Annotated in this window: 31 protein-coding genes; 18 read left to right on the top strand and 13 right to left on the bottom strand. The window is 73.2% G+C overall.

Annotated features, from left to right (window positions below; all coding sequences use genetic code 11):
• Window positions 1-25: 25 nt before the first annotated feature.
• Complete coding sequence (locus tag AC5WRL_RS06535) at window positions 26-625, top strand: Rv1733c family protein (RefSeq protein ID WP_496087336.1); 600 nt, start codon at window positions 26-28, stop codon at window positions 623-625.
• Complete coding sequence (locus AC5WRL_RS06540) at window positions 622-801, top strand: hypothetical protein (protein WP_496087337.1); 180 nt, start codon at window positions 622-624, stop codon at window positions 799-801. The genes AC5WRL_RS06535 and AC5WRL_RS06540 overlap by 4 nt, the downstream gene beginning before the upstream one ends.
• Here the strand turns inward: AC5WRL_RS06540 and AC5WRL_RS06545 are convergent.
• Window positions 762-1,799 carry an aldo/keto reductase gene (locus AC5WRL_RS06545; RefSeq protein WP_496087338.1) on the bottom strand — a complete coding sequence of 346 codons (1,038 nt, stop codon included), beginning with the start codon at window positions 1,797-1,799 and terminating at the stop codon, window positions 762-764. The two genes, AC5WRL_RS06540 and AC5WRL_RS06545, sit on opposite strands and share 40 nt — an antisense overlap.
• Window positions 1,796-2,281 carry a MerR family transcriptional regulator gene (locus AC5WRL_RS06550; RefSeq protein WP_496087339.1) on the bottom strand — a complete coding sequence of 162 codons (486 nt, stop codon included), beginning with the start codon at window positions 2,279-2,281 and terminating at the stop codon, window positions 1,796-1,798. Before AC5WRL_RS06550 ends, AC5WRL_RS06545 begins: the two co-directional genes overlap by 4 nt.
• An 83-nt stretch (window positions 2,282-2,364) precedes the next feature.
• Between AC5WRL_RS06550 and AC5WRL_RS06555 the strand changes: the two genes are divergently transcribed.
• Complete coding sequence (locus AC5WRL_RS06555) at window positions 2,365-3,213, top strand: serine hydrolase domain-containing protein (protein WP_496087340.1); 849 nt, start codon at window positions 2,365-2,367, stop codon at window positions 3,211-3,213.
• Here AC5WRL_RS06555 and AC5WRL_RS06560 read toward each other — a convergent pair.
• Window positions 3,164-4,549: a nucleobase:cation symporter-2 family protein gene (locus AC5WRL_RS06560; RefSeq protein WP_496087341.1), complete on the bottom strand. Its 1,386-nt coding sequence runs from the start codon at window positions 4,547-4,549 to the stop codon at window positions 3,164-3,166. The two genes, AC5WRL_RS06555 and AC5WRL_RS06560, sit on opposite strands and share 50 nt — an antisense overlap.
• 280 nt (window positions 4,550-4,829) lie before the next feature.
• Between AC5WRL_RS06560 and AC5WRL_RS06565 the strand changes: the two genes are divergently transcribed.
• Window positions 4,830-8,174 carry an AfsR/SARP family transcriptional regulator gene (locus tag AC5WRL_RS06565; protein ID WP_496087342.1) on the top strand — a complete coding sequence of 1,115 codons (3,345 nt, stop codon included), beginning with the start codon at window positions 4,830-4,832 and terminating at the stop codon, window positions 8,172-8,174.
• 117 nt (window positions 8,175-8,291) lie between these two features.
• Here AC5WRL_RS06565 and AC5WRL_RS06570 read toward each other — a convergent pair whose 3' ends face one another.
• A complete protein-coding gene (locus AC5WRL_RS06570; protein ID WP_496087343.1) occupies window positions 8,292-8,996 on the bottom strand; it encodes a pirin family protein in 705 nt (234 codons plus the stop codon).
• Window positions 8,997-9,050: 54 nt separating this feature from the next.
• Between AC5WRL_RS06570 and AC5WRL_RS06575 the strand changes: the two genes are divergently transcribed.
• The 5 genes from AC5WRL_RS06575 (at window position 9,051) to AC5WRL_RS06595 (ending at window position 14,070) form a co-directional block, all read left to right on the top strand.
• On the top strand, window positions 9,051-10,247 hold the full coding sequence (locus AC5WRL_RS06575) for a PucR family transcriptional regulator (protein ID WP_496087344.1): 1,197 nt from the start codon (window positions 9,051-9,053) through the stop codon (window positions 10,245-10,247).
• Between the two features lie 112 nt (window positions 10,248-10,359).
• Entirely contained in the window at window positions 10,360-11,313 is a 954-nt protein-coding gene (locus tag AC5WRL_RS06580) for an ACP S-malonyltransferase (RefSeq protein ID WP_496087345.1), read from the top strand.
• A gap of 21 nt (window positions 11,314-11,334) precedes the next feature.
• Window positions 11,335-12,369, top strand: coding sequence for a ketoacyl-ACP synthase III (locus tag AC5WRL_RS06585; RefSeq protein WP_496087346.1), 1,035 nt, complete (start codon window positions 11,335-11,337; stop codon window positions 12,367-12,369).
• Between the two features lie 85 nt (window positions 12,370-12,454).
• Window positions 12,455-12,703 carry an acyl carrier protein gene (locus AC5WRL_RS06590; protein WP_030726299.1) on the top strand — a complete coding sequence of 83 codons (249 nt, stop codon included), beginning with the start codon at window positions 12,455-12,457 and terminating at the stop codon, window positions 12,701-12,703.
• Between the two features lie 98 nt (window positions 12,704-12,801).
• Window positions 12,802-14,070, top strand: a complete 1,269-nt coding sequence (locus tag AC5WRL_RS06595; RefSeq protein ID WP_496087347.1) for a beta-ketoacyl-[acyl-carrier-protein] synthase family protein — start codon at window positions 12,802-12,804, stop codon at window positions 14,068-14,070.
• A gap of 94 nt (window positions 14,071-14,164) precedes the next feature.
• Here AC5WRL_RS06595 and AC5WRL_RS06600 read toward each other — a convergent pair whose 3' ends face one another.
• Both AC5WRL_RS06600 and AC5WRL_RS06605 read right to left on the bottom strand, forming a co-directional pair.
• The gene (locus AC5WRL_RS06600; RefSeq protein ID WP_496087348.1) at window positions 14,165-14,770 is read right to left on the bottom strand and encodes a LysE family translocator; all 606 of its coding nucleotides are present in this window, start codon (window positions 14,768-14,770) and stop codon (window positions 14,165-14,167) included.
• On the bottom strand, window positions 14,767-15,498 hold the full coding sequence (locus AC5WRL_RS06605) for a metallophosphoesterase (protein ID WP_496087349.1): 732 nt from the start codon (window positions 15,496-15,498) through the stop codon (window positions 14,767-14,769). The genes AC5WRL_RS06600 and AC5WRL_RS06605 overlap by 4 nt, the downstream gene beginning before the upstream one ends.
• A 101-nt stretch (window positions 15,499-15,599) precedes the next feature.
• Between AC5WRL_RS06605 and AC5WRL_RS06610 the strand changes: the two genes are divergently transcribed.
• Entirely contained in the window at window positions 15,600-16,190 is a 591-nt protein-coding gene (locus tag AC5WRL_RS06610; RefSeq protein ID WP_496087350.1) for a CGNR zinc finger domain-containing protein, read from the top strand.
• Window positions 16,191-16,341: 151 nt separating this feature from the next.
• Here AC5WRL_RS06610 and AC5WRL_RS06615 read toward each other — a convergent pair whose 3' ends face one another.
• Window positions 16,342-17,223, bottom strand: coding sequence for an NAD(P)-dependent oxidoreductase (locus tag AC5WRL_RS06615; RefSeq protein ID WP_496087351.1), 882 nt, complete (start codon window positions 17,221-17,223; stop codon window positions 16,342-16,344).
• Between the two features lie 107 nt (window positions 17,224-17,330).
• On the opposite strand from AC5WRL_RS06615, the gene AC5WRL_RS06620 reads away from it, so the two are divergent.
• On the top strand, window positions 17,331-17,972 hold the full coding sequence (locus AC5WRL_RS06620) for a TetR/AcrR family transcriptional regulator (RefSeq protein ID WP_496087352.1): 642 nt from the start codon (window positions 17,331-17,333) through the stop codon (window positions 17,970-17,972).
• Here AC5WRL_RS06620 and AC5WRL_RS06625 read toward each other — a convergent pair.
• Both AC5WRL_RS06625 and AC5WRL_RS06630 read right to left on the bottom strand, forming a co-directional pair.
• Window positions 17,944-18,183: a hypothetical protein gene (locus tag AC5WRL_RS06625; RefSeq protein ID WP_496087353.1), complete on the bottom strand. Its 240-nt coding sequence runs from the start codon at window positions 18,181-18,183 to the stop codon at window positions 17,944-17,946. The genes AC5WRL_RS06620 and AC5WRL_RS06625 overlap by 29 nt on opposite strands.
• Entirely contained in the window at window positions 18,180-18,428 is a 249-nt protein-coding gene (locus AC5WRL_RS06630; RefSeq protein WP_496087354.1) for a hypothetical protein, read from the bottom strand. The genes AC5WRL_RS06625 and AC5WRL_RS06630 overlap by 4 nt, the downstream gene beginning before the upstream one ends.
• Before the next feature lie 47 nt (window positions 18,429-18,475).
• On the opposite strand from AC5WRL_RS06630, the gene AC5WRL_RS06635 reads away from it, so the two are divergent.
• The 7 genes from AC5WRL_RS06635 to AC5WRL_RS06665 all read left to right on the top strand — a co-directional run bounded on the left by AC5WRL_RS06635 (window position 18,476) and on the right by AC5WRL_RS06665 (window position 23,507).
• Entirely contained in the window at window positions 18,476-19,399 is a 924-nt protein-coding gene (locus AC5WRL_RS06635) for a bifunctional helix-turn-helix transcriptional regulator/GNAT family N-acetyltransferase (RefSeq protein WP_496087355.1), read from the top strand.
• A 205-nt stretch (window positions 19,400-19,604) separates the two neighbouring features.
• Window positions 19,605-19,751: a keywimysin-related RiPP gene (locus tag AC5WRL_RS06640; protein WP_496087356.1), complete on the top strand. Its 147-nt coding sequence runs from the start codon at window positions 19,605-19,607 to the stop codon at window positions 19,749-19,751.
• A gap of 84 nt (window positions 19,752-19,835) precedes the next feature.
• Complete coding sequence (locus AC5WRL_RS06645) at window positions 19,836-21,647, top strand: asparagine synthase-related protein (protein WP_496087357.1); 1,812 nt, start codon at window positions 19,836-19,838, stop codon at window positions 21,645-21,647.
• Complete coding sequence (locus tag AC5WRL_RS06650) at window positions 21,644-21,904, top strand: lasso peptide biosynthesis PqqD family chaperone (protein WP_496087358.1); 261 nt, start codon at window positions 21,644-21,646, stop codon at window positions 21,902-21,904. The genes AC5WRL_RS06645 and AC5WRL_RS06650 overlap by 4 nt, the downstream gene beginning before the upstream one ends.
• A gap of 43 nt (window positions 21,905-21,947) precedes the next feature.
• Window positions 21,948-22,364, top strand: a complete 417-nt coding sequence (locus tag AC5WRL_RS06655) for a lasso peptide biosynthesis B2 protein (RefSeq protein ID WP_496087359.1) — start codon at window positions 21,948-21,950, stop codon at window positions 22,362-22,364.
• A 54-nt stretch (window positions 22,365-22,418) separates the two neighbouring features.
• Window positions 22,419-23,159 carry a class I SAM-dependent methyltransferase gene (locus tag AC5WRL_RS06660; protein WP_496087360.1) on the top strand — a complete coding sequence of 247 codons (741 nt, stop codon included), beginning with the start codon at window positions 22,419-22,421 and terminating at the stop codon, window positions 23,157-23,159.
• 153 nt (window positions 23,160-23,312) lie between these two features.
• Window positions 23,313-23,507: a hypothetical protein gene (locus tag AC5WRL_RS06665; RefSeq protein ID WP_496087361.1), complete on the top strand. Its 195-nt coding sequence runs from the start codon at window positions 23,313-23,315 to the stop codon at window positions 23,505-23,507.
• A gap of 38 nt (window positions 23,508-23,545) precedes the next feature.
• Here AC5WRL_RS06665 and AC5WRL_RS06670 read toward each other — a convergent pair whose 3' ends face one another.
• From AC5WRL_RS06670 to AC5WRL_RS06685, 4 genes are all read right to left on the bottom strand, one after another.
• Window positions 23,546-23,887, bottom strand: coding sequence for a DUF5713 family protein (locus tag AC5WRL_RS06670; protein WP_496087362.1), 342 nt, complete (start codon window positions 23,885-23,887; stop codon window positions 23,546-23,548).
• A 43-nt stretch (window positions 23,888-23,930) separates the two neighbouring features.
• Entirely contained in the window at window positions 23,931-24,098 is a 168-nt protein-coding gene (locus AC5WRL_RS06675; protein ID WP_496087363.1) for a hypothetical protein, read from the bottom strand.
• 303 nt (window positions 24,099-24,401) lie between these two features.
• On the bottom strand, window positions 24,402-25,052 hold the full coding sequence (locus AC5WRL_RS06680) for a nitroreductase family protein (RefSeq protein ID WP_496087364.1): 651 nt from the start codon (window positions 25,050-25,052) through the stop codon (window positions 24,402-24,404).
• Window positions 25,049-26,467 (bottom strand): MFS transporter, encoded by a 1,419-nt coding sequence (locus AC5WRL_RS06685; RefSeq protein ID WP_496087365.1) that lies wholly within the window; start codon window positions 26,465-26,467, stop codon window positions 25,049-25,051. The genes AC5WRL_RS06680 and AC5WRL_RS06685 overlap by 4 nt, the downstream gene beginning before the upstream one ends.
• Window positions 26,468-26,500 lie beyond the last annotated feature (33 nt).

Genomic DNA, 26,500 nt, shown 5'->3' on the forward strand with positions numbered 1-26,500 from the left:
ATGCGAGGACCGAGGACTGACTGCGATGGCGGACACGGACAGGCAGCAACAGCAGCAGCATCGGATGTGGCGCTGGCACCGCTCTCCGCTGCGGCGGCGCTGTGACGTGGTGGAGGCCGTGGTGCTGCTGGTGCTGTCGGTACTGCTGGTGGCCGGGCCCGCGCTGGTGGGCGCGCTGGCGTTCTCCAGCACCTATCACTCGGCGGTGCGGCAGGAGCAGACCCGGCACAGCACCCCGGCGGTGGTGGTGGACGACTCCCACTCCGCCGCCCCCAACCCGGCGGTACGGCCCAGCAACGGCGAGACCACCGCGACCGTGCGGTGGCACGAGCCGAACGGCACCGAGCACACCCAGACCGTACGGCTCGAACACGGCGGCAAGCCCGGCGATCAGGTCACGCTGTGGCTGGACCAGCACGGCGACCCGACACAGGCGCCGCCGGGACCGGCGGCCAGGGCGGTGCAGTCCTCGGCCTCCGGGCTGCTGTCGGCGGGCGGGGTCGGGGCGGCGGTGCTGCTGACCCGGCATCTGGCGCGCGAGCGGTTCGAGCGCGGGCACGACCGGTACTGGGGCCGGGCCTGGCTGGAGGTCGAGCCGCGCTGGGCGGGACGGCACCACTCATGAGGTCCGCGCTGCGGTATCTCGTGCACTCGCGCCGGGTACGGCGGCTGGTGGCCCCGATCGCGCTGTCGCTGGGCTACCGGCTGGCGTACGCCGTGCTCCGGCGCCTCGCGCGCCGCCACGCGACGGGGCCCGGGGATCACTCCCGTCCGGCCGATGTGCCGGACATGTCGGCGTAGCGGTCCCCGGCCACCTGGGCGGCGATCGGTTCCAGGACGGCCAGCTGCTCCGCGGTGAGTTCGATGCGGGTGGCGGCGGTGTTCTCCTCGGCCCGGGAGGGGCGGCGGGTGCCGGGGATGGGGATGACGGTCTGGCCGCGCAGGGCGGCCTGCTGCTGCACCCAGGCGAGCGCGACCTGGCCGAGGGTGGCGCCGTGCGCGTCGGCGACGCCCTGGATGTGGCGCAGGAGTTCCCGGTTGACGGCGGCGTTGTCGCCGGTGTAGCGGGGCTGCTGGCGGCGGAAGTCGTCGCTGCCGAAGTCGGTGGTGGCGTTGGTGAAGGAGCCGGTGAGGAAGCCGCGGCCGAGCGGAGAGTACGGCACGAAGGCGACGCCGAGTTCCTTGGCGGCCGGCACGGCGGTGCGTTCCACGTCGCGCGAGAACAGTGACCACTCGGACTGGAGTGCCGCGATGGGGTGGATGGCGTGGGCGGCGCGCAGTTCGGCGCCGGTGACCTCGCTGAGCCCGAGGTGCTTGACCTTGCCCTCCTGGATGAGTTCGGCCATGGTGCCGACGGACTCCTCCAGGGGGATGGCCGGGTCGCGGCGGTGCATGTAGTAGAGGTCGATGACATCGACACCGAGCCGGCGCAGGCTGCCCTCGACCGCCTGCCGGATGTAGGGGGCGTCGTTGCGGACGACGCGGGTTCCCGGGTCGCCGGGGGCGTGGCTGATGGCGAACTTGGTGGCGATGGTGACCTCGTCGCGGTGCGCGGCGAAGAACGGGGCGAGGAAGGTCTCGTTCTCGCCGGCTCCGTACATGTCGGCGGTGTCGTAGAGCGTGACGCCGAGTTCCAGGGCCCGGTCGAGGGTGGCGCGGGCGGCTTCGGTGTCGGTGGGGCCGTACGCGAAGCTCATGCCCATGCAGCCCAGGCCCTGGACGCCGACGAGCGGGCCGCCGGTGCCGAGCGGGGCCTTCTCGATGGGGGTGGGGGTGGCGCTGGGGCTGGTGGTGCTCATGCGGAGTGTTCCCCTGTCGTCGTATACATGTCGATCTTGAAGTCGAGGACGGCGAGCGTGCCGTGCAGTTCGGCCATCCGGCGCGTCACCTCGGCGCGGGTGGCGACCAGCAGCGCGCGGCGCTCGGGGTAGGTGTGGTCTCCCTGTCGTACGAGATCGGCGTACCGCACCATGTCCGCGACCGCCATTCCGGTCAGCCGCAGCTTGCCGACGAAGGCCAGCCACTCCAGGTCCTGGTTGGTGTAGCGGCGCTGCCCGGTGTGGGAGCGGTCGATGTGCTGCATCAGGCCGATGCGCTCGTACCAGCGCAGGGTGTGCACGCTCAGCCCGGTGTGGGCGGCGACCTCACTGATGCTGTAGCGGTCCTGGCCGCTGGGCCTGGGGTGCGGCCGGTCGACCGAGGCACACAGGTCGTCGTCCGTTTCCGTCGCGGTGCCTGGGCCGGTGCCGGTTCCGGTGATCTCCTGCTGGGTCAGGGTCATGGTCCCACCGTACGGACTTCGAGCGCACTCAAGGCAAGGGCCGCCGGGCGGGGAGTACGGGGCCGGGCGCTACGCTCGGGGGCATGTCAACACTGCGCAGCCTGGAGATCATCGACAGTTGGCCGGTGCCGGCCGCGGCGGCGGCCGTGGTGCTGGCGGACGGGCGGGTGGCCGGGGTGCACGGGCCTGCCGGGCAGCGGTTCCCGCTGGCGTCGGTGACCAAGCCGCTGGCGGCGTACGCGGTGCTGGTGGCGGTCGAGGAGGGGGCGGTGGAGCTGGCGGAGCCGGCCGGTCCGCCCGGGTCGACCGTACGGCATCTGCTGGCGCACACCTCGGGTCTGGCCTTCGACGAGCACCGGGTGATGGCGGAGCCGGGCACCCGGCGGCTGTACTCGAACGCGGGGTTCGAGGTGCTGGGCGATCATCTGGCGAAGGCGACGGGGATGCCGTTCGCGGACTATCTGCGGGAGGCGGTGCTGGAGCCGCTGGGGATGACGGCCACGGAGCTGGTGGGTTCGCCGGCCAGGGACGGGATCTCGACGGTGGACGATCTGGCCGCCTTCGCGGCCGAGTTGCAGGCGCCGAGGCTGCTGGCGCGGGAGACGGTGGACGAGGCGACGTCGGTGGCGTTCCCGGGGCTGAACGGGGTGCTGCCGGGCTATGGGCATCAGAAGCCGAACGACTGGGGTCTCGGCTTCTCGATCCGGGACCACAAGAGCCCGCACTGGACGGGTGCGGGCTCCTCGCCGCGGACGTTCGGGCACTTCGGGCAGTCGGGGACCTTCCTGTGGGTGGATCCGGCGGCGGGTGCGGCGGGCGCGGCGTGTGTGGTGCTGACGGACCGGCCGTTCGGGGCGTGGGCGGCGCAGGCGTGGCCGGCGTTCACGGACGCGGTGCTGGCCGAGCTGTCTCAGCGGGCGGATCAGGCGTAACGGGTGCGGTTGCCACCGCCTCACGGCGGCCGGCCGGCAGGTGGTGGAAGAGCAGGTTGAGCGCGATGGCGGTGACGCAGCCGGCGCTGATGCCGCTGTCCATGATGGTCTGGAACCAGTGCGGGAACCGGGCGTAGACGCCGGGCACCCCGACCGGCAGCAGGCCGACCGCCACGGACACGGCGACGACGGTCAGCCGGTGGCCGCCGTCGCCGAAGTCGACGCGCGCCAGGGTACGCAGCCCGCCGGCGGCGACCGTTCCGAACATCACCAGCCCGGCGCCGCCCAGTACGGGGGCGGGGATGGCGGCGACGACGGCGCCCAGTTTGGGCAGCAGTCCGAGCACCACCAGCATGGCGCCGGCCGCCGCGACCACCCACCGGCTGCGGACCCGGGTGAGCGCGACCAGGCCGACGTTCTGCGCGTACGCGGTGTAGGGGAAGGTGTTGAAGACGCCGCCGAGCACGGTGGACAGGCCGTCGGCGCGCAGCCCGTCGGCGAGCCGGCGCGGGTCGGGCTTGCGGTCGGTCAGCTCGCCGACCGCGATCAGGTCGCCGGTGGTCTCGGTCATCGTCACCAGGGCGACCACCAGCATGGAGACGATGGCCGTCAGGTGGAAGGCGGGCGCCCCGAAGTGGAAGGGGGTGCTCACGCCGAGCCAGTCGGCGTCGGCGACGCCGGTGAAGTCGGTGTAGCCGAGCGGTACGGCCGCCGCCATGCCCACGGCGATGCCGGCCAGGACGGCGACGCGGCCCAGCAGTCCGGGGCCGAAGCGCTGGATGAGGAGCGTCACCAGCAGGACGCCGCCGGCCAGGCCGAGGTTGCGCGGATCGCCGAAGTCCTCCGCCCCGGCGCCGCCGGCCGCCCAGTTTCCGGCGACCGGCAGCAGGCTGAGGCCGATGATGAGGATGACGGTGCCGGTCACCAGGGGCGGGAAGAAGCGCAGCAGCCGGCCGAAGAGCGGGGCGAGCAGCATGATGGCGATGCCGCACACGATGACCGAGCCGTAGATGGCGGGCAGCCCGCCGTCCTGCCCGATGAGGACCATCGGGGTGACGGCGGCGAACGTGCAGCCCTGCATGATCGGCAGCCGGGCCCCGAACCGCCACCAGCCGACGCACTGGATGAGGGTGGCGATGCCGCAGATCAGCAGGTCGGCGGTGATCAGATACGCCAGCTCGGCGGGGGTGAGCCCGAGCGCGCCGCCGACGATCAGCGGGACGGCCACGGCGCCGGCGTACATGGCGAGTACGTGCTGGAGCCCGAACGCCATCAGGCGGGCGGGGTGGGGGACGGCGTCGACGGGATGGACCTGATCTCGCGAAGCTCTGGCCATAGCTGGACGGTAGGCGCCTTAAACAGTCTGTTGATATCACCGGGATTTCGTCCGTGTGACCGCGACCGCGCTCGGCCAAGCACGGCGGGGCACGCGCGGTCACAGCCCGCCGCCGGAACCGGCTCACCGGCCGACGCCGTACGCACCGGGCCGCCTCCGGACCTGAGCCGTCTCACGGCCTTCGCCCCGAGCCCCGCGACGAAGGAGACCACCCGGCGGACCCGAGGCATGCGTACCCTGTACGGCCTGTAACCTCTCGAACGTCTGGGGGGAGTTGGCGATGGTCACGACGGAGTTCACCGTCCTCGGGCCGGTGGGGATCCGCTTCGACGGCCGGCCGGTGCCACTCACCGGAAAACAGCGCGCGCTGCTCGCGGCGCTGCTGCTGGAGGCCAACCGGGTGGTGTCCGTCGCGGCGATCACCGACCGGCTGTGGGGCGAACACCCGCCGGTCTCGGCGGCGGCCCGGGTACGGGCACTGGTGGCCGAACTGCGCCGGGCTCTCGCGCCGGCCGGCGCCGAAGGACTGATCGAGAGCCGGCGGCCCGGCTATCTGCTCCACGTGGCGCGCGGCGCACTCGACGCCGCCGTCTTCACCACCCTGCTGGACACGGCGCACCGGACCGCGCTCGACGGCCGGGCGGGACAGGCCCTGGCCGCGTACGACGAGGCACTGACACTGTGGCGCGGCGCCCCGCTGGCCGGCCTGGAGGACCCCCACAGCCGGGCGGAGGCCGCCCGGCTGCTGGAACTGCGCACCACCGCACGGGAAGGCAGAGCGCGGGCCCTGCTGGCGCAGGGCCTGGAGCCCGAGGCGATCGCCGAACTCACCCGGCTCACCGCGGAGGACCCCCTGCGCGAACGCCCGCACGCCCTGCTGATGGACGCGCTGTCGGCGGCCGGCCGCCCGGCCCAGGCCCTGGAGATCTACCGGACCCTGCGCGCCCGCTTGGTCGCCGAACTGGGTGTGGACCCGAGTCCGGAGCTGCGCGAGGCCCACCACCGGGTACTGACCAGGACCACCGGGACCACCACCGGGCCGCGGAGCGCGGGCGCGCCGGTCGCGGGAGCCCTGCGGCTTCCGGCCGGGACCGCAGCGGAGTCCAACGTCCCCGATGTCCCCGCTGTCCCCGCCGTCCCCGCCGTCCCCGCCGTCCCCCGGCAGCTGCCTGCCCGGGTGGGCGGGTTCGTCGGCCGGGACGCCGCCACCGCCGAACTCAACGCCCTCGCCGCCGCCGGCAGCCAGGTCACGCTCGTCGTCGGCGCCGCCGGGGCCGGGAAGACCACCCTCGCCGTACGCTGGGCCCATTCCATCGCCGACCGGTTCCCCGACGGCCAACTCTGGCTCACCATGCGCGGCTTCGACCCCGGCGGCGAGATGTCCGCGGCGGAGGCGCTGCCGCTGCTCCTGCAAGCCCTCGGCCGATCGCCCGCCGACATTCCCGCACAACTCCAGGCACAGATCGCGCTCTACCGCTCGCTCCTCGCCCAACGCCGGGTCCTGCTGCTGTTCGACAACGTCCGCAGCGCCGAACAGGTACGCCCCCTGCTCCCCGGCGGCCCCGGCTGTCTCACCATCATCACCAGCCGCGACCGGCTCGGCGGACTGCGCGCCCGCGAAGGCGCCGACCGGATCACCCTCGACGCGCTCACCCCCGCCGAGTCGCTGGCCCTGCTCACCCAGCGCATCGGCGCGGACCGGCTCAACGCCGAGCCCGAGGCGGCCCGCCGGCTCGCCGACCGGTGCGGCCACATGCCGCTCGCGCTGGCCATCGCCGGCGCCCGGCTCGGCGATCTGCGGCACCACACCCTCGGCTCGTACGTCACCGAGCTGACCGACCGGGGCCGGCTCGGCCATCTGCGGGTGGAGGGCGACGACGAACACAGCGCCGTACGCGCCGCCCTCGACCTCTCCTACCGGGCGCTGCCGCCGCCCGCCCGCCGGATGTTCCGGCTGCTGTCCCTCGCCCCCAGCGGCGGCATCGCCACCGCCGCTGCCGCCGCGCTCGCCGGGGTCGGCCGGGCCCGGGCCGCCGAACTGCTGGACACCGTCGCCCGGGTGCACCTGGCCACGGAGGTGGGCCCGTACCGGTTCGCCTGCCACGATCTGCTGCTGGAGTACGCGGCCGAACGCACCGCCGAGGAGGATGCGGCCACCGAGCGGCGGGCGGCCGTCACCCGGCTGATGACGTACTACCTGCGCTCCGCCGTGGCGGCGGCGGGCGCCTGCGAGTTCGCGGTGCTCTGGACGCCCCAGGACCCCGTACCGCACGACGTGCTTCCGCAGACCTTCGCCGATCGCGCCGCCGCCAGTGCCTGGCTGGACGCCGCCTGGGAGGAGATCACCGCCGCCGTGGCGCTCCCCGCCGCGCCCTGCGCCCCGGGCGCCGGGCTGCCGCAGTCCTGGAATCTGGTGACGGTGCTCCAGGACTATCTGCACCACAAGCGCCCGCTCGCCGAGTGGCAGCGCGTCGCGGAGCTGGGCCTCGCCGCCGCCACCGCCGACGAGGACACCCGCGGCATGGCGGCGATGCACCAGACGCTGGGGCACGCGCACTGGCGGATGGCGCAGTTCCCGGCCGCGCTGGCCCACTACCGGCAGGGGCTCACGCTCTCCCGCCGGCTCGGCTGGCGGCGCGCGGAGGCGGACGCCCGGCGCGGGGTCGGCGTCTGCCTGAAACAGTCAGGACGGCCCCGGGCGGCGCTGCCGCACTACCGCACCGCGATCCGCCTCGACCACGAGGAGGGCTCCGACCGCGGCGAGTCCTCCGGGCGGAACAATCTGGCCTCCGTCTACCACCTGCTGGGCCGGCTCGGCCCCGCCGAGGACACGCTGCTGGCCACCCTCCCCATCCTGGACCGCACCCCGCACGACAATCTGCGGGCGATCGTGCTGGTGAACCTGGGCCTGGTCCAGCAGGAACGGGGCGATCAGCGCGCGGCGCTCGGGCATCTGGAACAGGCGCTGCGCGTCGCCCGGGCGGCGGGACTGCGGTACGGCGAGGGCATCGCGTACGAGACGATCGGCCGGGTCCACAACGACGCGGGCGACTGGGCGGCGGCGGCGCGGGCGCACCGCGCGGCGCTGCGGATCGCCCGCCAGGTGGAGAACCGCAACTCGCATGCCGACTCGCTGATCGGGCTGGCCGAGGCGGAACTGGGCCTGGGCCACCGGAAGTGGGCCCGCGGTCATCTGGCGGAAGCGGGCACGATCATCGAACGGACGGGGTACGGGGCCGGGGAGGTGGACATGCTGATCGCCGTCTCGCGGCTGGAGGGGGCGCGCGAACCGGCCGAGGGCGCCGTGGTGCGGGCGGCGTCCGGCAACCCGCTCGCCCTGGCCAAGGCCCATCTGGCGCTGGCCGAGGCCCTGCTGGCGGAGGGCGATCCGGCCGGCACGGTACGGGAATGCCGCCGGGCGTTGCGGGTGTCCCGCCACTCGGGCCAACACCTGGTCCATGCGCTGGCCCTGGTCCCGCTGGGCCACGCCCGGTCGCTGACCGGCGATGCCCCGGGCGCCCGCGCCGCGTGGGGCCGGGCCCACCGTTTCTTCACCGCCCTGGCGATCCCGCGCCGGACGGAAACGGCGGCGCTGCTGGGCAGGCGACCGCCGTCCGAGGGGTAGGTCCGGCCGAGGCGCCCATCTTCGGCGACGGCGGACGCCGGGTCGAGCGGAGTTCCGCCGGGCCTGCCCGGGCCGCGCCGGGCCGAGCCGGGCCCAGCCCCGCCCGGCCCCGCCCTGTCAGTCCTCCCCGTGGAACTCCCACACCAGCACCTCGCTGTCACGGTCGGCCACCGCGCTCGGGTTCGGGGGTGATGCGGCGCCGTCCGGGGCCGTGATGCGGGCGGCGTCGCCCTCCTCCAGCACCGTGTCGCCCAGGTGTACCGCGCCCGCCGCCACATGCAGGTACACCTGTCCCGCCACCGGCAGGTCAAAGTGGGCCCCGGCCGCCGGCCGCCGTACCCACAGCCGGGCGCCGGCCCCGGCCACCTCGTACGGTTCGCCGTCCCGCACCGCGCGCACCACCGCGTACGCCGGCGCGCCGCCCGGCGCGCGCGGCTCCAGCCACATCTGGAGGAAGCACACCGGCAGCGCCCCCGCGTTGCGCTCCACATGCCGGATGCCGGCCCCCGCCGACTGGTGCTGGAGGTCGCCCGGCCGCAGCACCACCGTGCGGCCCGCCGCGTCCCGGTGCGTCAGCTCGCCGGAGAGCACCCAGCTGACGAGTTCCACATCGCGGTGCGGGTGTTCGCCGAAGCCGCAGTCCGCCGCCAGCCGCTCCTCGTTGCAGGCGAGCAGCGGCCCGAACCGTACGTTGTCGGGGTCGTAGTGGGCGCCGAAGGAGAAGGCGTACCGGCTGTCGATCCCCTCCCCCGGCCGCCCGCCGCGATAGCGGTCCGCGCCGCGCTGGACCCGCACCCTGTCGGCCTCCCGTTCGTCACGCATGCGGCCACCGTATCCACCGCCCGGACACCCCCGCCGCGCATGCGCACCCGCGAGATGAGGCAGGCTGGTCCCGTGTCCGATGCCGATCAGAGCCACCCGCATGCCGCAACCGTCCGCCGCCTCGAACAATCGTCCGGGAAGCTGGCGGCAGCCGCGATCACCCGGATGGATCAGCAACTGCCCTGGTACCGCGCGATGCCGCCGGAGAACCGGTCCTGGATCGGCCTGGTCGCCCAGGCCGGCATCGCGGCGTTCACCGAGTGGTTCCGGCATCCCGAGACCCCGCAGGCCATCAGCACGGACGTGTTCGGCACCGCGCCGCGCGAGCTGACCCGGGCGATCACGCTGCGCCAGACGGTGGAGATGGTGCGTACCACCATCGAGGTCGTCGAGGCCGCCGTCGACGAGATCGCCGCCCCCGGCCAGGAGGAGGCGCTGCGCGGCGCGCTGCTCGTCTACGCCCGCGAGATCGCCTTCGCCACCGCCCAGGTGTACGCGCAGGCCGCCGAGGCGCGCGGCGCGTGGGACGCCCGGCTCGAATCCCTGGTCGTCAACGCCGTGGTGTCCGGGGAGGCCGATGAGGGTGATCTTTCCCGGGCGGCGGCGCTCGGCTGGTCCTCGCCCGACCATGTGACAGTGCTGCTCGGCAGCGCGCCCAACGGCGACAGCGAGCTGACGGTGGAGGCGATCCGGCGAGCCGCCCGGTACGCCAAGCTCCAGGTGCTGACCGGGGTGCTCGGCAAGCGGCTGGTGGTGATCACCGGCGGCAGCGACGATCCGCTGGCCGCCGCCAAGGCGCTGATCGGTCCGTTCGCGTCCGGCCCGGTGGTGGCGGGACCGGTGGTCGGCGATCTGCGGGCGGCCACCCGCTCCGCGCAGGCCGCCGCCGCCGGGCTCCGGGCGTGCGCCGCCTGGCCGGACGCCCCGCGCCCCGTACTGGCGGACGATCTGCTGCCCGAGCGCGCCATGGCGGGCGATCCGGTGGCCAGGACACTCCTGGTGGAGGAGATCTACAGACCGCTTCAGCAGTCGGGCGCCGCGCTGCTGGAAACGCTGAGTGTGTATCTGGAACAGGCCAGCTCCCTGGAGGGTGCCGCCAGAATGCTCTTTGTGCACCCCAACACCGTTCGCTACCGGCTGCGTCGTGTGACGGACGTCACCGGCTGGCCGCCGTCCGATGTCCGATCGGCCTTTACGCTGCGCATCGCGCTGATGCTGGGACGGCTCGCCGATGGGGAGCAGCGGGTGTGAGCGGCCGGGTGAGGCTCACCCCTTACGTTGTGGGGTCCTCACAACTCGATCAGCCGTTCTTCGTCCCCGTCCCCACCGGCGTGGACACCCTTGGCCAAGAGAGAGTGTGAGGGTGTTCGTACTCGTCGCTCCCGGCCAAGGCGCACAGGCGCCCGGCTTCCTCACGCCCTGGCTCGATGTCCCCGGTGCCCGTGATCGGCTGGACAGCTGGTCGGCGGCCATCGGCCTCGACCTGATCCACTACGGCACGGAAGCGGACGCCGAGGAGATCCGCGACACGGCAGTGGCACAGCCGCTGCTGGTCGCCGGCTCCCTGCTGTCGGCCCGCGCGCTGCTGGACGGCGCCCCGTACCGCGGAGTGGTCGCCGGGCACAGCGTCGGTGAGCTGGCGGCGGCGGCGATCGCCGGGGTGCTGAGCGACGAGGAGGCCATGACGCTGGTCCGCAAGCGCGGTCTGGCGATGGCCGAGGCCGCCGCCGTCACCGAGACCGGGATGTCCGCCGTGCTCGGCGGTGACCCGGACGAGGTCGCGGCGAAGCTCGACGCGCTGGGCCTGACCCCGGCCAACAACAACGGCGGCGGTCAGATCGTGGCCGCCGGTACCCTGGAACAGCTGGCGGCGCTGGCCGCCGACAAGCCCGACAAGGCGCGGGTCATCGCGCTGAAGGTGGCCGGTGCGTTCCACACCGCGCACATGGCGCCCGCCGTGGCCGCCATGGACGCCGCGGTCGCGGACCTCAGCCCGGCCGACCCGGCCTCCGGCATCCAGTACGTGTCGAACGCCGACGGTGAGGTCGTCACCAGCGGCAAGGAGATCGTGCGCCGCCTGGTGGCACAGGTCTCCAACCCGGTGCGCTGGGACCTGTGCACGGAGACCTTCCGGAGCCTGGAGGCCACCGCGCTGGTGGAGCTGTGCCCCGGCGGCACGCTCGCCGGTCTGGCCAAGCGCAACCTCAAGGGCGTCGCCCAGCTGGCGATCAAGACCCCGGAGCAGCTGCCGGCCGCCCGCGACCTGCTCGCCGGCGCTGAGGCCGACGCTTCACCCACAGGCGAATCAAGCGAATAAGGCGAAGAGGAGCCACCGAGTATGACCGCCACCATCAGTCCCGCCACGGGCGCGCCCCACGCGCGCATCCTCGGCGTCGGCGGCTACCGCCCGGCCCGGGTCGTACCGAACGAAGAGATCCTCAGACACATCGACTCCTCCGACGAGTGGATCCGCTCCCGTTCGGGCATCGTGACCCGGCACTGGGCGGGCGAGGACGAGACGGTCGCCTCGATGTCCCTGGACGCCGCCGGCAAGGCCATCGCCGACGCCGGGATCACCGCCGACCAGGTCGGCGCCGTGGTGGTCGCCACCGTGACCCACTTCATGCAGACCCCGTCCGTGGCCACCGAGATCGCCCACAAGCTGGGCACCGGCAACGCCGCCGCGTTCGACATCTCCGCCGCCTGCGCCGGCTTCGGCTACGGCCTGGCGGTCGGCAAGGGCCTGATCGTCTCCGGCAGCGCCGACTACGTGCTGGTGATCGGGGTGGAGAAGCTGTCCGACCTCACCGACAAGGAGGACCGCTCCACGGCCTTCCTGTTCGGCGACGGCGCGGGCGCGGTCGTACTCGGCCCCGCCGAGGAGCCCGCGATGGGCCCCACCGTGTGGGGCTCGGAGGGCGACAAGTCGGACGTCATCGCGCAGACCGTGCCGTGGGACCGGTTCCGGATCGGCGATGTGAGCGATCTTCCGGTGGACTCCCAGGGCGAGGTGAAGTTCCCGGCGCTGCGCCAGGAGGGCCAGACGGTCTTCCGGTGGGCGGTGTTCGAGATGGCGAAGGTGGCGCAGCAGGCGCTGGACGCCGCCGGGATCACCGCCGATGACCTGGATGTGTTCATCCCGCACCAGGCCAACATGCGGATCATCGACTCGATGGTGAAGACCTTGAAGCTGCCGGAGCATGTCGCGATCGCCCGCGACATCGAAACCACCGGTAACACCTCGGCCGCCTCCATTCCGCTCGCGATGGAGCGGATGCTGGCGACCGGCCAGGCGAAGAGCGGGGACACCGCTCTCGTCATCGGCTTCGGGGCGGGGCTCGTGTACGCCGCGACGGTCGTTACTCTCCCCTAAGCACAACTGAGTCGGCACGGCGAGCGCCGGGCCGTTTCATCACCCAGATGCGGTACCCACCGCAGCACACTGAAGGAGCGCCGTAATGGCTGCCACCAAGGAAGAGATCATCGCTGGTCTCGGCGAGATCGTGAACGAGATCGCCGGGATCCCCGAGGAGGACGTGCTTGAGGACAAGTCGTTCACCGATGACCTCGATGTCGACTCGCTGTCCATGGTCGAGGTCGTCGTGGCCGCCGAGGAGCGCTTCGACGTCAAGATCCCGGACGACGACGTCAAGGGTCTGAAGACCGTCGGCGACGCCGCCAACTACATCCTGACCCACCAGAGCTGAGTCTGACCGGCTGAGCCTGGGCCCGACGCCTGTCGCCACCGAGTGGTGGCGCGGTACCCCTGTACCTCTGAACCCTTACTAGCGGATAGGAAAGTCCCGTGAACGCGACCAATCGAACGGTGGTTGTCACCGGCATCGGCGCAACCACACCGCTGGGTGGCGACAGCGCGTCAACCTGGGATGCACTGCTCGCCGGCACGTCCGGTGCGCGGCCCCTTGAGCAGGAGTGGGCGGCCGAGCTGCCCGTACGATTCGCGGCGACCGTCGCCGTCGACCCGTCCGAGGTGCTGCCCCGGCCGCTGGCCCGGCGCCTGGACCGTTCGGCGCAGCTGGCGCTGATCGCCGCCCGCGAGGCGTGGGCGGACGCCGGCTTCACCGGCAAGGCCGGTGAGGAGGAGTCGGCGGTGATCCCCGAGCGCCTGGGTGCCGTGGTGGCCTCCGGCATCGGCGGCGTGACCACGCTCCTCGACCAGTACGACGTACTGAAGGAGAAGGGCGCGCGCCGGGTCTCCCCGCACACCGTGCCCATGCTCATGCCGAACAGCCCGGCCGCGAACGTCGGTCTGGAGATCGGCGCCCGGGCGGGGGTGCACGCGCCGGTGAGCGCCTGCGCGTCCGGCTCGGAGGCGGTCGGTTACGCGGTGGAGATGATCCGCAGCGGGCGCGCCGACATCGTGGTCGCGGGCGGTACGGAGGCGTGCATCCACCCGCTGCCGATCGCGGCGTTCGCCAGCATGATGGCGATGAGCAAGAACAACGACGACCCGCAGGCCGCTTCGCGTCCGTACGACACGGCGCGCGACGGCTTTGTGATGGGCGAGGGCTCGGGCGTGGTGGTCCTGGAGTCCGCCGAGCACGCCGAGCGGCGCGGCGCGCGCGTGTACTGCGAGGTGATCGGCCAGGGCCTGTCGGCCGACAGCCACCACATCGCGCAGCCCGAGCCGACCGGCCGGGGCATCGCGGCGGCGCTCGAACACCTTCAGGAGACCACGGACTTCGACCCGAGGGAACTGGCCCACGTCAACGCGCACGCCACCTCCACGCCGCAGGGCGACGTGGCGGAGATCAAGGCGATGCGCAAGGTACTGGGCGCCGACCTCGACCACGCGGCGATCTCCGCGACCAAGTCGATGACCGGCCATCTGCTGGGCGGCGCGGGCGGCGTGGAGACGGTGGCCACCGTCCTGGCCCTGCACAACCGGCTGGCCCCGGCCACCTTGAACCTGGACGAGGTGGACCCGGAGGTGGCGGACGCCGACATCGTGCGCGGCACGCCCCGCGAGCTGCCGTCCGGGCGGATCGCCGCCCTGAACAACTCCTTCGGCTTCGGCGGCCACAACGTGGTGCTGGCGCTGCGCTCGATCTGAGCGGACCGCATGGCGAAGGCCGCCCCCCGGGAACGCACCGTGTCCCGGGGGGCGGCCTTCGCCATGCGTACGTGGCCGGGTGTTCGCCGGGCGGTCACGCGGTGATCAGGGACCACAGTCCGAACCCGACGAGCACGCCGCCGGTGACCCGGCCGACCGTACGCCGTACCCGGTCGCTCGCCAGATACGGGGCGGCCCGCCGTACCAGCAGCGCCCAGCCGGCCAGCCACAGGCCGACCATGACCACCTGGACGGTGGCGAGGGCGAGAATCTGCGGGCCGAGCGCCCGGGTGGGCACGATGAACTGCGGGATGAGCGTCAGGAAGACCGAAGCCGCCTTGGGGTTGAGGACGTTGGCGAACAGCGCCTGCGGATAGGCGGAGTTCCACCGCGCCCGGCCACCGCGCCCGGCGGCGGCGCGCGGCCCGGTCCGGGCGGACCACCAGGTCCACGCCCCGAGCCCGATGAGATAGCCGGCCCCGATCAACCGGACCACGGCGAACGCCACATCGGACCGCGTCACCAGGGCCGAGAGGCCGGCGAGCGCGAGCGTGGCGTGAACGTACAGCCCGGTGGCCGTCCCCAGAATGACGGGTACGGCCCGCTGCCGGCCGCCCTCGGTGACATGCCGGATGAGGAGGGTGAGACTGGCCCCCGGAGTGACGACGAGCGGCAGGATCGCCAGGGCGTAGCCGGTCACGGGATGACGCGGAAGTGGGTGGTCAGCCGTGGCCGCCGTGCCGCGTCGTCGAGGATGTGGAAGGCGAGCCCCGGCGGCTGCTCCCGGTCGGCCGGGTGGTCGCCCTCCCACGGCATCCGCAGTGTCCAGGTGACGGCGGGCCCCACGATGAGCGGCCGGCCGGCGAAGACGGAGGCGGCGGCCGTGTGGGCGTGTCCGGTGAGGAGGCCGGCGACGCGCGGGTGCGCGTCGAGCAGGGCCGCCAACTCCCCCGGGTTGGTGAGCATCCCGGCGTCGGGGAGGGGGTGGTGCAGCTCAACGGGCGGCTGGTGGAAGGCGATCAGCGCGGGGACGCCGGGCGGGCAGCTCGCGAGGGTGTGATCGATCCACTCGGCGGTCGGCGGGGACAGGTACCCCTCGTCCTTTCCCTCAAGGGTGACATCGCACATGAGGATGGCGGCACCCCCGATGTGATGAACCTGATTGCCGGGACCGAACGCCTTCTCGTACGCGGCGGGGGCCAGCGCGTCGTGGTTGCCGGGGCACGGCAGTACGGGGAAGGGCGCCTCCAGGATGCGGGCCGCCTCCGCGTACTCGTCCTCGGCGCCGTGGTCGGCGATGTCCCCGGTGACGAGCAGCGCGTCGACGGGGCGGGGCAGAGCGCGCAGGTGGTCCATGACCCGGGTGGCACGTTCGGTGGCCCGTGGGCTTCCGTCCAGGTGCAGGTCGCTGATCTGGGCAAGCAGCACAGCACACCCCCTCCTCTTCTTCTCACGTCAAATTCTTCTTTTTCCGTTAGACGGACCTTAGACTGTGTACCCGGATGTCATCAACCGAGCGAGGAACCACGATGGAACACTGGCCGGCCCTCGACCTGGCGAGCACCATCCGCCACGACGGCAACGGCGGGGTGACCGACGACCTGGCCACCGTCGAAGGACTGGCGGGCTGGCTCGGCGAACCGCGCGCGCTGCCCACCGAGGGAGTGCGCGCGAGCGAGGAACTGCGGCAGCGGATCACCGCGCTGCGCGGCGCCGTCCGCGCCCTGTTCGCCAGGGCCGTCAGCCCCGCGCCCCCCAGCCCGGCCGACGCCCAGCGGCTGATGCCGGCCGAGGAGGCGCTGGCCCGCCTCAATGCCACGGCCGCGCTGGAACCCGTCACCCCCCAGCTCCACTGGCCGGCCAACGGCACCCCCGCGACGACATGGCTCGCGCCGGAGACACCTCCGGACACCCGTCTCCTCGCCGCCCTGGCCCGCGCGGCGATCACCTTCCTGACCGGCCCCGAACGCGAACACCTCCGCGCCTGCACGGCCCCGCGCTGCGTGCGGTACTTCGTCAAGAGCCACGGCCGCCAGGAATGGTGCAAACCCTCCTGCGCCAACCGCGCCCGCGCCGCCCGCCACTACCGCCGCCGGACGGGAGCGGACGCTTCGTCGTGAGTCGCCACTGACCGCCGTCTCGTTTTCGGGCGGGCGGGCGGGTGCGTGGGTGGGGCCCAGGGTGGGTGCCACCCCCGCACCCGCCCGCCCGCCCCCCGCCCGAAAACGAGACAGCCCCGACCAAGGGCAGCACCCCCCACCCGACGCCCTATCAACCCCGCTTCTTCATCACCCCCAACAAACTGGAGAAGCTCTCCCCCGCGCAGCCCGCCGCCATGCCGCGCTGGAAAAGCTGAGCGACGGCGGTCGGCAAGGTGGCGTCCACCCCCGCGTCCGTGTTCGTGTGCAGGACATGTTCGACGCTGGCCGTTCCCATGGCGAGCCGGTCCACGTCGCCCGCGTGCTGCCCGGCATCGATCCGTTCGGCGTAGAAGGCGAAGAACCCCGGCAGGGACTTCGCCACGTCGGTGGCGATCGGCAGCACGTCGGCCGCCGCCAGTCCGTTGGCCTCGGCGAGTGCGATCGCCTGCCAGTAACTGAGCATGGAGGTCCAGAAGATGACCATGTTGATCTGGTAGAGCAGCGCGGCGAGCCCGGGGTCCGTTCCCCGGTGGTCGGCCACCCCGGCCAGCACTTCGAGCGTCGCCCTATGCGCGTCGAACACCTCGCGCGGCCCGCTGTAGAGAATCACCGACTCCCTCTGCCCCACCCCGGCCGGCGGCACCGTGACGCCGCCGGTGAGCTGTACGGCGCCGTGCTCGGCCGCCCAGCGGGCGGCCTCCCGGGCCCGCTCGGGGGTGTCGGAGCTGAGATTGACCAGCACCCGGCCCTTGAGTGCCGCAGCGGCCGGCTCCAGTACGGCGTACATCGCCTCGTAGTCGGTGAGGCTGAGCACCACCAGCTCGTTGGCGGCCAGCGCCGCCTCCACACTCGGCGCGAGCACCGCGCCCCGCGCCACCACCCTGTCCGCCCGCGAGGCGGTGCGGTTCCAGACGGTGACCTCGTACCCGCACTCCAGGTACGCCCCGGCCATCGCCTGCCCCATCGGGCCGAGCCCGATGACCGTGACGGACCGCTTGATGCCGCTGCTCATGCCGACCAACTCCAGATGACTAGAACGAGCGCTCTATTTAGAGCCGGCCCAGAACGTACCACGCCCCTAGAACGAACGCTCTACCCAGCAGCCGGTACGGTGGCCACATGCAGACCAGCACCCGCGATCGCATCGTCATCGCCGCCGCGCGCCTCCTCCAGCGGCAGGGCTACGTCGGCACCGGCATCAAGCAGATCTCCCAGGAGGCGCAGGCCACCCTCGGCTCCGTCTACCACTTCTTCCCCGGCGGCAAGGAGGCCGTGGCCGTCGCCGCGATCCAGCACAGCGGCGGGGAGTTCGCGGAGTTCCTGCGGACGGCACTGGACACCGACCAGGACCCGGCCAAGGCGGTGGAGGCATGCGCCCGCCGACTCGCCGAGGACCTCCGCGCCTCCGGCTGGACGGACGGCTGCCCGGTCACAGCGGCGGCGCTGGAAACCCTGGGCACCGATTCGGAGATCCAGCGGGTCTGCGCGGAAGCGCTCGACAGCTGGGAGCGCCTGGTGCGGGACAAGCTGCTCGGCGCGGGCTACCGCCCCCGGGACGCCGCCGAACTGGCCACCACGATCATCGCCGCCCTGGAAGGCGCCGAAGTCACCGCCCAGGTCAACCGCAGCGAGGCCCCCCTGCACACCACGGGCCGCCAACTGGCCCGCCTGCTGCGCTCGTACGACGTCTGGGGCCGCCTGCCCGCCTACCTGCCTGCCTGCCTGCCGCCGCTTACAGCGAGATCAGCCGAACCACCGTGACGGTCAGCACAGTCGCCGAGACCACATAGCGGACGATGGCCCCCGCCACCGTGGCGTCGCGGCGGTCGCGGTCGCCGCCGACCTCCGTGGAGCCGTGGCCGTACGGTTCGCGGGCGATCGTCGTCGCCATCGCGCTCTCGAACTCCGTCCGGCGCGGCATCTTGCGCAAGCCGTCGTCGGCCGGCGGCGCGTAGGCGATGCGATGCCTCACCCGGCGCCGTGCCGCTCGGCCTCTTCCCGGGCCAGCCGCTCCATGGTGGCGTCGGCGGCCGGGTCCGGTACGGCCTCCAGCATCCAGTGCCGCATCACGGCATGGATCTCGTGCACGCCGGCCTCGTTGATGGCCGTGTCGAAGTCCGGCCGGCGCTGCGGGGGCAGGGCGGCCCGGATGTCCGGAATGCTGTTCGGGACATCCACCTCCCGGCCCGCTACCCAGGTCTTCAGCGGTTCTGCCACGGGAGCAGATTACCGCCTCCCCGCATTCTCTGACTAAAGTCAGAGATATGGACGCAGCAGAGCCGGCACAGCCCGCCCAGATCGAACAGGTCCGGCGGTTCAACCGCACCATCACCGAGCGCGTCGGCGTGCTCCACGACCACTACCTCGGCCGCGACCGCCCCGTCGGCGAGGCCCGGCTGCTGTGGGAGATCGGCGAGCACGGCGAGGACGTACGACGCCTGCGCGAGCGCCTCGGCCTCGACTCGGGGTACGTGAGCCGGCTGCTGCGCGCCCTGGAGGCCGCCGCCCTGGTGACGGTGGAACCCCTCCCCGCCGACAAGCGGGTCCGCACCGTACGCCTCACCGAGGCCGGCCGCGCCGAGCGCGCCGTCCTCGACCGGCGCAGCGACGAACTGGCCGCCGGACTGCTGGCACCGCTCAACCCCGCCCAGCGCGCCCGGCTGGTCGCCGCCCTCGCCGAGGCCGGGCGGCTCCTCACCGCCGGAACGGTCTCCCTCGACCCGGTGGACCCCGACCACCCGGACGCCCAGCACTGCCTGCGCGGCTATTTCACCGAGTTGCGGGAGCGCTTCGACACCGGCTTCGACCCGGCCCGCAGTCTGCTCCCGGACGCGGGTGAACTCCGCCCGCCGCGCGGGGTGTTCCTGGTCGCCCGGCTGCACGGCGAACCGGTCGGCTGCGCCGGCCTCAAACTCCCGGCCGGCGCCCCCGCCGAGATCAAGCGGATGTGGGTCTCCCCCACCACGCGCGGGCTGGGCCTGGCCCGCCGCCTGCTGACCGAACTGGAGACCAGGGCAGGGCAGCACGGTTACGAACTCCTGCGCCTGGACACCAACAAGGCCCTGTCCGCCGCCATCCGCCTCTACCGTTCCTACGGCTTCACGGAGGTCCCGGCCTTCAACTCCGAGCCGTACGCGCACCACTGGTTCGAGAAGCGGATCACCGTCGCCCTCGCCGGCCCGGTCTGAAGCCGCCACCCATCCGCGCGCGGGCGGCAGTTGCGCACCGGCGGCGCCCGCCGCCCGCGATGCGGCGGATTCCGCCTTGAGCGCGGTTTAGCCCCTTTGCCGGTTACGCCCCCGGCAACCACGGACAGCATCCACTGCGACGGGCCGCCGCCGGCCGGGCAGCCCGGGGTCGTCGTACTTCCGGCCGAGGTGGGAGGTGACACACATGACGGAAGGTGTTGAGGTCACGGCCGAGACGTACGAGGCTCCGGCGGTCACGGAGGCCGGTGACTTCGCCGAGGTCACGCTCGGCGGCGAACGCTTCGGGTCCCGGGACGGAGGCCCGCCCCCCTGGGACAGCTGGGGCTGGTGAGAACGGCGAGGGCGGGCCCGGCGCCCGCCCTCGCCCATCACCCCGGCCATCACCCACACCCACGACGGAACGGAGCGCGCATTGGTGCACACCTGGTGGGTGGCGCTGCCGGACACCGACGCGGCAACCCCCGTCGCCCGGCGGCTGGCGACCGGCGATCACGATCTCCTGCACCATCCCTCGGGGCGGCCCTGGCTGGTGGGCCGCTGGCCCGCCACCCCGATCGTGACCGCCGGGTCCCGGCAGACCCGGGTCACCGTGCTGGGCCGCAGCTCCCTCACCCCCCAGGCCCTCGCGTCCCGGATCACGGCGCTACGGCACGCACGGAACGTGGAGACGGCCGTCGCCGGGGTGGCGGGCAGCTACCACGTGCTGGCCACGGTCGGCGGCCGGCTGTGGGTGCGCGGCACCGCCTCGGCGGCGCGCCGCGTCTTCACCGCCCGGGCCGACGGCGTCCCGGTGATCGCCTCCGACGCGGGCGTCCTGGCCCGGCTGCTGAACGCCGCACCCGACCTGGAGATGCTGGCCGCGCGGCTCATGGACCCGCCCATGACCTGGGCCTCGTCCGGCGGGCGCACCCTGTGGCAGGGCGTGGCGGCGGTACGGCCCGACGAGGCCGTACTGGGCGAGCCGGACGGCACGTGGCGCACCGTGCGCTGGTGGCATCCCCCGCAACCCGACGTCGCGCTGGAGTCGGCGGCCGACGCGGTCCGGGAGGCGCTGGCCGACTCGATCGCCACCTGTACGGCCGGGGGCGGCACCATCAGCTCCGACCTGTCCGGCGGCCTCGATTCGACCAGCCTGTGCTTTCTCGCCGCCGCGCGGGGCGAGTCCGAACTGGTCACGGTGCGCTGGGAGAGCGCCGACCCGCGCAACGACGACGCTGTCTGGGCGCACCGTGCCGCCGGTTCACTGCCGGACGCCACCCACCTCGCGGTGGCCGCCGGGGAAACCCCGGACTGGTACGGCGAGGTGGCCCGGCTGCGGCTGCCCACCGAGGAACCGACGCCCTGGGCCCGCGATGTCGCCAAACAGCAGGATGTACTGCGCCGCGTCCGGGCCCACGGCTCCCGGTTGCATCTGATGGGCGGCGGCGGCGACGAACTGTTCACACCCGGGCCCTCCTATCTGACCGACCTGGCGTGGTCGCACCCCCTGCTCGTGGCGCGGCGCCTGCGGCGGTACCGGCTCGACCGGCGGCTGCCCCGGACGGCGATCGTCCGAGCGCTGGCGGATCGGGGCGACTACGCGCGCTGGCTGGGCCGGGCCGGCCGGGAGCTGACGGCGCCACAGCCCCACCCCACGCTGGGCATGCTGGGCTGGCAGGCTCCGCCACGCCTGCCCGCCTGGGCCGCTCCCGAGGCCGTACGGGCGGCACAAGCCGTGCTGCGGCAAGCCGCTGACCACTGCCGCGGGCCGCTGGCCCCGCGACGGTTCCAGCACGGCGTGCTCGCCCAGGTACGGGAGGGCGGCAACGCGATCCGCGTGATGAACACGGCCCTGCCGGGCCCCGAGTACGCCGTTCCGTACAACGACGACGCCGTCGTCACCGCCGCGCTGTCGGCACGCCCCGAGGAGGCCGCCGCACCGGGGCAGTTCAAGCCGCTGCTGAAACGGGCCATGGCGGGCATCGTCCCCGGCGACATCCTGGGCCGTACCACCAAGGGGTCGTACGACATCGACCTGCACCGCGCGCTGCGCCGCCGGCGCGGCGAACTCCGGGCCCTCTTCGAGGGTTCCCTGCTGGCCGAGGCCGCACTGATCGACCCGGCGCGGCTGCGGGCCGCCCTGCACTCGCACGCGCCCTCGTCCGACCTGTCGATGCTGCTGCCCACCGTGGCCTGCGAGATCTGGCTGCGCTCGCACCGTACCGCGCTGATCGGAGAGGGCCCATGACGGCATCCATCACCCTGCGACCGGGCGTCACCTCGGTGAGCACCGGCGACAGCATGGTCCTGCTCGACGAACACGCCGGACAGTACTGGCAGATCAACCCCACCGGCGCCCTCGTCCTGCGTCATCTCCTGGACGGCGCCACCCCCGACCAGGCCGCGGCGGCCCTGGCCCGCGAACACCCCGCCGCCGAACGGGCGGCACAGGACGTGGCCGACCTCCTCACCACCCTGCGCGAGAAGAACCTGCTCGCCGACTGAACCACCGCGCCGAACCACCGCGCCGAACCACCACGAGGACCCCATGCCCGAACCCGCCGAGCCCGCCGAGCCCGCCCTGCGCCACCGCGCCCTGGCCCTGCTGTGCGCGGTGGCCGCCCGGCCCCTCGCCCGGGCCAAGCCGGCCCGCATCCGCCAGGTGCTGGGGGTGCTGCGCCGGGGTGCCAGGCCCGCGACGGCGCAGCAGGCGGCAGCCGCCCGGCACGCGGTCGTCACCGCGAGCGCCCGCTGCGCGGCGGCCCGCAGCTGTCTGCTGCGTTCGCTGGCCACCACGCTGCTGTGCCGGGTACGCGGGGTGTGGCCCACCTGGTGCACGGGGGTACGCACGGAGCCGTTCGGCGCGCACGCCTGGGTGGCCGTCGACGGCGAACCCATCGGCGAACCCCTCCACGACACCGGCTACACCCCCGTCATCACCGTGCCGCCGCCAAGCACACCCTGACAGCGGGCGGAAAGTCGATCGACGCCGCACCGCGTCCTCCGGCAGGGTACGGCCATGGAACAGAACGAGATCTGGGACGCCGAAACGGCCCGGGAGTACGACACACCGGGCATCGGAATGTTCGCACCCGAGGTGCTGGACCCCACGGTGGACCGACTCGCCGAACTGGCGGCCGGCGGCCGGGCGCTGGAGTTCGCCATCGGTACGGGCCGGGTGGCCGTACCCCTCGCCCGGCGCGGCGTACCGGTCGCCGGGATCGAGCTCTCCCAGCCCATGATCGACCAGCTGCGCACGAAGGCGGACGAGGCGACGATCCCGGTCACGGTGGGCGACATGGCCACGGCCACCGCCCCGGGCACCGGCCGGTTCCAGCTGGTCTATCTCGTCTTCAACACCATCTCCAATCTGCTCACCCAGGCCGAACAGGTCGCCTGCTTCCGCAACGCCGCCCGCCACCTCGCACCGGGCGGACGGTTCGTCATCGAGCTGTGGGTGCCCGAGTTGCAAAGGCTCCCGCCCGGCCAGCGGGCCATGGTCTGGCGGTCGGACTCCGACTACATCGGCCTGGACACCTACGACGTGGTGCGCCAGCACGTCGTCTCCCACCACTTCCGGTTCGGCGCGGGCCGGGAGGCGCGCCTCAATCGCAGCCCGCACCGCTACATCTGGCCCGCCGAACTCGACCTCATGGCCCAGCTGGCGGGCTTCGAGCTGGAGTCCCGGCACGCCGACTGGGCCGGCACCGAATTCACCGCCACCGCCCGCGACCATGTCTCCGTCTACCGCGCCCGGTGATCCATCAGACCCGGCCGGCGCTTGCCCCGGGACCGTGCCGGGGCGACGCCGACACCAACGGGCGGGCTGAAGGAGAGCGTCATGTTCGCGGCGTTCTAGCGGTGGCGGTTGCACCAGGGCAAGGAAGAGCAGTTCGCGGCGGGGTGGCATCGCGTGACCGAAGCCATGCGCGAGGGGTGCGGCAGCTACGGATCACGCCTGCACCGCGCCGACGACGGCACCTGGGTGGCGTACGCGCGGCGGCCGGACACCGAGACCCGCGAGCGCTGCCCGGAGGCCGATCCCGAGGGGAAGGCCATGATGAGCGGGGCGGTCGCCGATGCCTGCTCTCCATCCGGTGCGAGGTGATGGACGACCGCCTGGCCGAACCGCGCGGCTGAATCCGTTCACCACTCGCGGGGAGCGATCAGCTCCTCCGGATCAGCGTCAGGGAATCCGTACGTCTGGGCGATGAACCAGAACTCGCCGCCTATCTCTTCCCGCGCCACCGTCTCGATCTCACTGCCCGCCGCCTCGAACGCGGCCTCCAGGGCGTTGAACTCCTCGGTGGCGGCGTGGGTGAGCATGTAGAGCGCGTCGAGGCCGGCCGGCCGGTCGGCCTCGATCCGCTCGCTGAGCCGCGTCAGGATCGCCCGGCCCCGGTCGAGGACCCGATCGGGGAAGTGGTCGTCCGCGTAGAGGACATCGAGGAAAGGGTGGCCGGCGGCCCGGGGGTGGGTGATGGTCATGCCGCCGATGGTGGCAGGCGGCACTGACAATCGGCGCGGGGTGTCAGGTGATCAGCGAGGTCGCCTGCGCGGGCCCGGGCGCGCCGCCGCGCTGGTGGGCCAGGGTGAACAGTCCCACCGCCGAGTGTCGGTGGACATCCGGCAGCGGGCCGCCCACCCGGGCCGCGTGCCAGGCCATCCCGGCCGTGGCCGCGAACACCGCGCTCGCCACCGCCACCGCCACCGTGATGGCCGCCGGCCCGTTCGGCTCGGTACCCGCCCAACTCCCCCTGGCGCCAGATCCTCGCGGAGGTCGGAGCGGAGGCGGTGGCCAAGCCCGAGGTGGTGGTGCCCGGCTGCGACACCCGGCTGACCGGGGGACGGGGCGAGATCCGGCCGCTTCGCATGGTCCGGAGCCACGCCCCCTCCAGCCACATCGGCCGGACACCGCATCACCGTGGCCGCGCCAGGGCTGCATTCCGCCGCCCGCGCTGCGACTCCGAGCCGTTCGCCCACCATTGGTTCACGAGGCGGATCACCACCCCTCCCAGTGCAGCACCTGCTCCCGGGGAATCCGCCGGGCGGGCTTGAAGTCGGTGCCGATGGTGAAGGCCAGCGGGATGAACGCCGCGAGCATCACCTCCTCGTACGGCACCCCGAGGACGGCGGCGAGTTCGCGTTCCAGCGGCCCCTGAGCCGTGGTCCACACGGTGCCAAGACCGCGGGCCCGCGCGGCGAGCATGAAGCTCCACACGGCGGGGAGGATGGATCCCCAGGTCCCCGCCTGTTCGACAACGGGCGCGCGGTCCGTACGCCCCTCGATGGCCGGGATGACGAACGCGGGCACCCGGTGGATGTTCTCGTACAGGTGCCGCAGGCCGTCCGAGATGCCCTCCATCGAGCCGGGGTGGGCGTACATCCGCCGCAGGTCCCGCTCGGCCAGCGGTGCCCCGCCACCGCCGGTCGACAGGGCCCGGCGGAAGATGTCCCCGGCCAGGCGGCGCCGTTCGGGGTCGGTGACCACGATGAAGTGCCAGCGCTGCCGGTTGCGCCCGGTCGGCGCCTGGGTGGCCAGGTCGACGCACTCCTCGATCAGCGAGCGCGGCACCGGGCGGTCCAGGTCGAGCCGCTTGCGTACGGCGCGGGTGGTGGACAGCAGTTGGTCGGGGGTCAGTTCGAGCGTCATGAGAGACGCGCCTCCTGAGCGTCGAGGGCGGTACGGGTACGTGTGCGGCGCCGCGTGGACAGCCCGGCGTACGCGAGGACGGCGCCGGCCAGGGAGACACAGCCGGCGGTGAGGAACGCGAGCCGGTAGCCATCGAGTCCCGGTCCGCCGGTGGCCATGAGCGAGGCGATCAGCGCCACCCCGATCCCGCCGCCGATCTGAACGGATGAGGTGATCAGTCCGGAGGCCAGGCCCTGCCGTTCGTCGGGCTGGCCGCTGACGGCCGCGATGTTCAGGCCGGGGAACGAGAGGCCGTTGCCGACGCCGTGCACCACCAGTGCGGGGAGCAGTACGGCGAGGTAGCCGGCGTCGGCGCCCGCCCGCAGGAAGAGAAGAATCCCGGCGGCCTGGATCGCCATGCCCAGCCCTGCCACCCGGCCGAGGCCCCACCGGTCGATCAGCCGCCCGGACAGCTTGGCGGCGACCACGATGGCCAGCCCCATGGGCAACATCCCGAGGCCGGTCTCCAGCGCGCCGTAGCCGATCACGTCCTGGAGGTACAGCACGGTGGCGAACTGCCAGCCGATGGTGGCGCAGGCCCAGGCCAGGGCGGCGAGGTTGGCGGTGGTGAGGGTGCGCGACCGGAAGACGGCCAGCGGGACCAGCGGCTGCCCCTGCTCCCGCCCATGCGCGTGCCCGTGCCCCTGTCGCCGCTCGATCAGGAGGAACGCGCCCAGCAGCAGGCCGGCGGCGATCCCGGCCGGCCAGTTGGTCTCGGTGAGCGCGTACACCAGCAGCAGCACCCCGCCCGTAACGGTGACGGCACCGCCCATGTCGAAGCCCCGCCCCCGGCGGGTGTCGGTCGGACGGGGCGCGGGCAGCACCTTGGGCGCGGCGATCAGCACCGCGAGGGCCAGCGGCACCGGGAGGAAGAACACCAGCCGCCAGTTGATCTCGGTGAGCAGCCCGGAGGCGATGAGCCCGCCGCTGTATCCGGCGGCGCCGGCCAGCGCGTAGCCGCCGAGCGCGCGGTTGCGCGGGGCGCCCTCGGCGAAGGTCGTGGTGATCAGCGACAGGGCGGCGGGTGCGGTCAGCGCGGCGGCGAGTCCCTTGATCACCCGCGTGACGATCAGCGGCCAGCCGGCCGAGAGCAGCCCGCCCACCAGGCTGGCGGCGGCGAAGATTCCGAGCGAGAGCAGGAACATCCGGCGCCGCCCGAAGAGGTCGGCCAGCCGGCCGCCCAGCAGCAGGAACCCGCCGTAGGTGACGGCGTATGCCGATACGAGCCACTGGAGGGTGCTCTCCGAAAGCGACAGGTCCTGCCCGATGGCGGGCAGGGCGACCCCCATCAGGGACAGGTCCATCGAGTCGAGGAACACCGCCGTACAGAGCAGCACCAGGGCCAGCTGCTTTCGGGCGTCGGGTGTGTCTCGCATGCAGGACCTCCATCTGCGGGCCAACGATCTGTT

Source organism: Streptomyces sp. NTD107, from assembly GCF_059510435.1.

Bases quoted from the DNA above. Each gene is read 5' to 3' on its own strand.
- AC5WRL_RS06590 (WP_030726299.1), top strand. From the start codon at position 12,455: ATGGCTGCCACCAAGGAAGAGATCATCGCTGGTCTCGGCGAGATCGTG.
- AC5WRL_RS06650 (WP_496087358.1), top strand. From the start codon at position 21,644: ATGACGGCATCCATCACCCTGCGACCGGGCGTCACCTCGGTGAGCACC.
- AC5WRL_RS06685 (WP_496087365.1), bottom strand. From the start codon at position 26,467: ATGCGAGACACACCCGACGCCCGAAAGCAGCTGGCCCTGGTGCTGCTC.
- AC5WRL_RS06565 (WP_496087342.1), top strand. From the start codon at position 4,830: ATGGTCACGACGGAGTTCACCGTCCTCGGGCCGGTGGGGATCCGCTTC.
- AC5WRL_RS06640 (WP_496087356.1), top strand. From the start codon at position 19,605: ATGACGGAAGGTGTTGAGGTCACGGCCGAGACGTACGAGGCTCCGGCG.
- AC5WRL_RS06660 (WP_496087360.1), top strand. From the start codon at position 22,419: ATGGAACAGAACGAGATCTGGGACGCCGAAACGGCCCGGGAGTACGAC.
- AC5WRL_RS06545 (WP_496087338.1), bottom strand. From the start codon at position 1,799: ATGAGCACCACCAGCCCCAGCGCCACCCCCACCCCCATCGAGAAGGCC.
- AC5WRL_RS06635 (WP_496087355.1), top strand. From the start codon at position 18,476: ATGGACGCAGCAGAGCCGGCACAGCCCGCCCAGATCGAACAGGTCCGG.
- AC5WRL_RS06570 (WP_496087343.1), bottom strand. From the start codon at position 8,996: ATGCGTGACGAACGGGAGGCCGACAGGGTGCGGGTCCAGCGCGGCGCG.
- AC5WRL_RS06560 (WP_496087341.1), bottom strand. From the start codon at position 4,549: ATGGCCAGAGCTTCGCGAGATCAGGTCCATCCCGTCGACGCCGTCCCC.
- AC5WRL_RS06680 (WP_496087364.1), bottom strand. From the start codon at position 25,052: ATGACGCTCGAACTGACCCCCGACCAACTGCTGTCCACCACCCGCGCC.
- AC5WRL_RS06575 (WP_496087344.1), top strand. From the start codon at position 9,051: ATGAGGCAGGCTGGTCCCGTGTCCGATGCCGATCAGAGCCACCCGCAT.
- AC5WRL_RS06670 (WP_496087362.1), bottom strand. From the start codon at position 23,887: ATGACCATCACCCACCCCCGGGCCGCCGGCCACCCTTTCCTCGATGTC.
- AC5WRL_RS06585 (WP_496087346.1), top strand. From the start codon at position 11,335: ATGACCGCCACCATCAGTCCCGCCACGGGCGCGCCCCACGCGCGCATC.
- AC5WRL_RS06550 (WP_496087339.1), bottom strand. From the start codon at position 2,281: ATGACCCTGACCCAGCAGGAGATCACCGGAACCGGCACCGGCCCAGGC.
- AC5WRL_RS06555 (WP_496087340.1), top strand. From the start codon at position 2,365: ATGTCAACACTGCGCAGCCTGGAGATCATCGACAGTTGGCCGGTGCCG.
- AC5WRL_RS06610 (WP_496087350.1), top strand. From the start codon at position 15,600: ATGGAACACTGGCCGGCCCTCGACCTGGCGAGCACCATCCGCCACGAC.
- AC5WRL_RS06615 (WP_496087351.1), bottom strand. From the start codon at position 17,223: ATGAGCAGCGGCATCAAGCGGTCCGTCACGGTCATCGGGCTCGGCCCG.
- AC5WRL_RS06535 (WP_496087336.1), top strand. From the start codon at position 26: ATGGCGGACACGGACAGGCAGCAACAGCAGCAGCATCGGATGTGGCGC.
- AC5WRL_RS06540 (WP_496087337.1), top strand. From the start codon at position 622: ATGAGGTCCGCGCTGCGGTATCTCGTGCACTCGCGCCGGGTACGGCGG.
- AC5WRL_RS06655 (WP_496087359.1), top strand. From the start codon at position 21,948: ATGCCCGAACCCGCCGAGCCCGCCGAGCCCGCCCTGCGCCACCGCGCC.
- AC5WRL_RS06620 (WP_496087352.1), top strand. From the start codon at position 17,331: ATGCAGACCAGCACCCGCGATCGCATCGTCATCGCCGCCGCGCGCCTC.